Annotated in this window: 5 protein-coding genes and 1 pseudogene; 2 read left to right on the top strand and 4 right to left on the bottom strand. The window is 69.9% G+C overall.

Annotated features, from left to right (window positions below; translation table 11 throughout):
- Positions 1 to 20: 20 nt before the first annotated feature.
- Positions 21 to 653, bottom strand: coding sequence for a pyridoxamine 5'-phosphate oxidase (gene pdxH / locus VLG41_RS07345; RefSeq protein WP_325348741.1), 633 nt, complete (start codon positions 651 to 653; stop codon positions 21 to 23).
- Positions 654 to 679: 26 nt separating this feature from the next.
- Positions 680 to 1282 (bottom strand): gamma-glutamylcyclotransferase, encoded by a 603-nt coding sequence (locus VLG41_RS07340; RefSeq protein ID WP_325348740.1) that lies wholly within the window; start codon positions 1280 to 1282, stop codon positions 680 to 682.
- A gap of 57 nt (positions 1283 to 1339) precedes the next feature.
- Between VLG41_RS07340 and VLG41_RS07335 the strand changes: the two genes are divergently transcribed.
- A complete protein-coding gene (locus tag VLG41_RS07335) occupies positions 1340 to 1870 on the top strand; it encodes an OmpA family protein (RefSeq protein ID WP_325348739.1) in 531 nt (176 codons plus the stop codon).
- Positions 1871 to 1933: 63 nt separating this feature from the next.
- On the opposite strand, the gene gloA is transcribed toward VLG41_RS07335, so the two are convergent.
- Together gloA and VLG41_RS07325 are read right to left on the bottom strand one after the other, a co-directional pair.
- Positions 1934 to 2347 (bottom strand): lactoylglutathione lyase, encoded by a 414-nt coding sequence (gloA, locus tag VLG41_RS07330; RefSeq protein ID WP_325348738.1) that lies wholly within the window; start codon positions 2345 to 2347, stop codon positions 1934 to 1936.
- An 11-nt stretch (positions 2348 to 2358) separates the two neighbouring features.
- Positions 2359 to 2889 (bottom strand): PaaI family thioesterase, encoded by a 531-nt coding sequence (locus tag VLG41_RS07325; RefSeq protein WP_325348737.1) that lies wholly within the window; start codon positions 2887 to 2889, stop codon positions 2359 to 2361.
- A gap of 52 nt (positions 2890 to 2941) precedes the next feature.
- Between VLG41_RS07325 and VLG41_RS07320 the strand changes: the two are divergent.
- A pseudogene (locus VLG41_RS07320) lies at positions 2942 to 3166 on the top strand (MarR family transcriptional regulator); the annotation flags it as partial.

Raw genomic sequence — 3166 nt, 5'->3', positions numbered from 1 at the left:
GCTTGGCCCGCCAGCGCTGGTCAGGGCGCCAGCCGCTCCCGCACCCAGGCGCCGGCCTGCTGCCGGTAGCGCAGCCGGTCGTGCAGCCGGCTCTTGCGGCCCTGCCAGAACTGCCAGTTGTCCGGCACCAGGCGGTAGCCGCCCCAGTGCGGCGGGCGCGGTGGTTTCAGCAGGAACTGCGCGCCGTACTTCGCCGCGTTGGCCACCAGCACCGAACGGCCTTCGATCACCTCGCTCTGCGGGCTGGCCCAGGCGCCGATGCGGCTGTCCAGCGGGCGGCTGTGGAAGTAGGCGTCGCTCTCTTCGGCGCTGGTGAATTCCACCCGGCCCTCGATGCGCACCACGCGCTCGAGCTCGACCCAGTGGAACTGCAGCGCCGCGAAGGGGTTGCCCGCCAGCTCGCGGCCCTTGCGGCTGTGGTAGTTCGTGTACCAGACGATGCCGCGCTCGTCGTAGCCCTTGATGAGCACGATGCGCGTGCTCGGGCGCAGGTCCGAGCCCACCGTGGCCAGCGTCATGGCGTTGGGCTCGGGCACCTCGGCCGCGATGGCTTCCTTCAGCCACCGGTCGAACTGCTGCAGCGGATCGGCGTGCGAGGCGTCCTCGCTCAGTTCGGCTTTCTCGTAGCTCTTGCGCAGGTCGGCGATGTTCATGCGGGGCAGTGTAGTGAGGCGCGGGCTCAGTCGGCCAGGTGCAGCAGCTTTTCCAGCGCGTGGTCGTGGATGCCGTGGGCCTTGAGGCCTTCGAAGGTGCGGCGCGCGTAGTCCAGCGTGGTGCCGTAGCGGCCGCAGGAGCGCGAGAAGATGTCGCGGTAGCGATCGGGCGTGAGCACGCCGGTGTAGCTGGGGCTGCGGCGCGACAGCGTGAAGGCCAGCGCGCGCACCGGGCCTTCGGGCGTGCTCACGCGCAGCCACTTGGGGTCGTAGACCGGGTTGGGCATCTCGCGCGCCCACAGGCGCGGCATCAGCTCTTCCACCTGCTCGTGCGGCACGCGCAGGGCCAGCCCGTCGCAGCTGCCGCCCGAGACCAGGGCGAACACCAGGCCCGGGCACTCCGGCGTGCCGCGGTTCACGCGGCTCCACATCTGCAGGCTGCGGTGGTGGCCGTGCACGCGGCCGGGGCGGCTTTCGGCGGCGTCGAACTCCGGGCGCCACACCAGCGAGGCGTAGCCGAACACCCACAGGTCCGCTCGCTCGCCCTGCGCCCGCCAGTCGGCCAGGGTGTCGGCCATCATGGCCGCGCCGTCTCGCTGCTCGGGGATCCAGGTGCGCGGCGCCTTCATCCGCCCTGCCTACAATGCCGGATTCGCCGATTCACGCACACCACAGGAGCTTCTCGCATGGCCACACAGGATAACGAACCCGAACAGCGCGTCGTCGCGGTCGTCCTGATTTCCCTCATCGCGCTGATCATTGCGGGCGTGCTGGGCCTGGGCGTGTTCAAGGCGCGCGGCGACAAGGCCGGCGCCTCCACCGCCGCGGGCGCTCCCGCCGCGGCTGCGGCGGCCACGGCCCCGGGCGCCGTGGCGATCTCCGCCACCGACGCCAGCGTGGTGGTCGACAACGGCGTGGTGAAGTTCTATTTCGCCACCGGCAAGGCCGACCTGGCCTCGGGCGCCCTGGTGGCCCTGGCCGAGGCCATCGAGGCCGCCAAGGGCGGCTCGCGCCTGGTGATCTCGGGCTTTCACGACGCCACCGGCGACCCGGCCTTCAACGCCGAGCTGGCCAAGCAGCGCGCCCTGGTGGTGCGCGACGCCCTGGTGGGCGCGGGCGTGGCCGAAGGCAACCTGGAACTGAGCAAACCCGCCGTGACCACCGGCAGCGGCGCCGACGCCGAAGCGCGCCGGGTCGAGGTGGTGATCATTCGCTGAGCGCGGCACCGCGTTTCACGGAAAGAAGGCCCGGTTCCATCGGGCCTTTTTCATGGGTGGAATTCAGCGCAGACCCTGTCCGGCCGCGTGGTCGTCCGCGCGTTGGATCAGTTCGATCTTGTACCCATCCGGGTCCGTCACGAAGGCGATCACCGTGGTGCCGCCCTTGACCGGACCGGCCTCGCGCGTCACGTTGCCGCCGTTGGCCTTGATCTTCTCGCAGGCCGCGTAGGCGTCGGGCACGCCCAGGGCGATGTGGCCGTAGGCCGTGCCCATCTCGTACTGCTCCACGCCCCAGTTGTAGGTGAGCTCGATCTCGGCCTGCGCCGGATTGCTCTCGAAGCCCAGGAAGGCGAGCGAGTACTTGTACTCGGGGTTCTCGGAGGTGCGCAGCAGCTTCATGCCGAGCACGTTCGTGTAGAAGTCGATCGAGCGCTGGAGGTTGCCCACGCGCAGCATGGTGTGGAGGAGTCGCATGGGCCCGATTGTCACCTCGCCTCGAAGACCAGGCAGGTTGTTGTGGCATGGGCGTACAGCGTGCCGTCCGGGCCCACCAGGCGCGCCTCGGCGGTGGCGAGCTGGCGGCCGGCATGGATCACCTGGCCGATGGCGCGCACGCGCTGCACCTTGGGCGTGAGGGCGCGCACCAGGTTCACGCCCAGCTCGGCCGTGGTGTAGGCGCGCCCGGGCGGCATCTTCGTGTGCACGGCGCAACCCAGGGCCGAGTCGAGCAGGGTGGCGAACCAGCCGCCATGCACCGTGCCCATGGGGTTGAGGTGACGCGTCAGCGGCGTGCCCTGGAAGGTGGCGGTGCCGTCGCCCACCGCCACCAGGGTGAAGTCCAGGGTGGGCGCGATGGGCGGGTAGGGCAGCTCGCCGCGCAGCATGGCCTGCATCAGCTCCAGGCCGCTCTTGCCGGCGATCTGCTCGGGCGTGGACACGCCCGCGCCCGGCCCCCGGGCCATGGCGTCGAGCACGGCTTTCTCCTCGTCCAGCCAGTGTTGCAGGGTGTCGCTCATTCGTTGCTCCGATAAAGTTGCATATGCATGAATTGTAGATACAATCATTGCCATGTCGACTGTCGCCGCCGTGTCATCCGCGCCCGTCAAGCCGCAGGGCTGCACCAACCTCAAGCTGCGCCAACTGGTGCGCGCCGTGGGCGCGTTCTACGACGCCGAGGTGGGCAAGGCGGGGCTGAAGATCACGCAGTACTCGCTGCTGTCGTACATCACCAAGCTCGGGCCGATCCGCGCGGTGGAACTGGCGCAGCAGATGCACATGAGCGCGTCCACGCTG

Origin of the sequence: Hydrogenophaga sp., assembly GCF_035481345.1 — a bacterium.
GTDB lineage: Bacteria > Pseudomonadota > Gammaproteobacteria > Burkholderiales > Burkholderiaceae_C > Hydrogenophaga.
Note: the sequence above shows the minus strand (reverse complement) of the source record. Positions and strands in the feature narration are given on the sequence as shown.

What these genes read in the sequence shown, in the direction of transcription:
- VLG41_RS07325 (WP_325348737.1), bottom strand. Translation starts at nt 2,889, where the DNA reads ATGAGCGACACCCTGCAACACTGGCTGGACGAGGAGAAAGCCGTGCTC.
- gloA (WP_325348738.1), bottom strand. Translation starts at nt 2,347, where the DNA reads ATGCGACTCCTCCACACCATGCTGCGCGTGGGCAACCTCCAGCGCTCG.
- VLG41_RS07335 (WP_325348739.1), top strand. Translation starts at nt 1,340, where the DNA reads ATGGCCACACAGGATAACGAACCCGAACAGCGCGTCGTCGCGGTCGTC.
- pdxH (WP_325348741.1), bottom strand. Translation starts at nt 653, where the DNA reads ATGAACATCGCCGACCTGCGCAAGAGCTACGAGAAAGCCGAACTGAGC.
- VLG41_RS07340 (WP_325348740.1), bottom strand. Translation starts at nt 1,282, where the DNA reads ATGAAGGCGCCGCGCACCTGGATCCCCGAGCAGCGAGACGGCGCGGCC.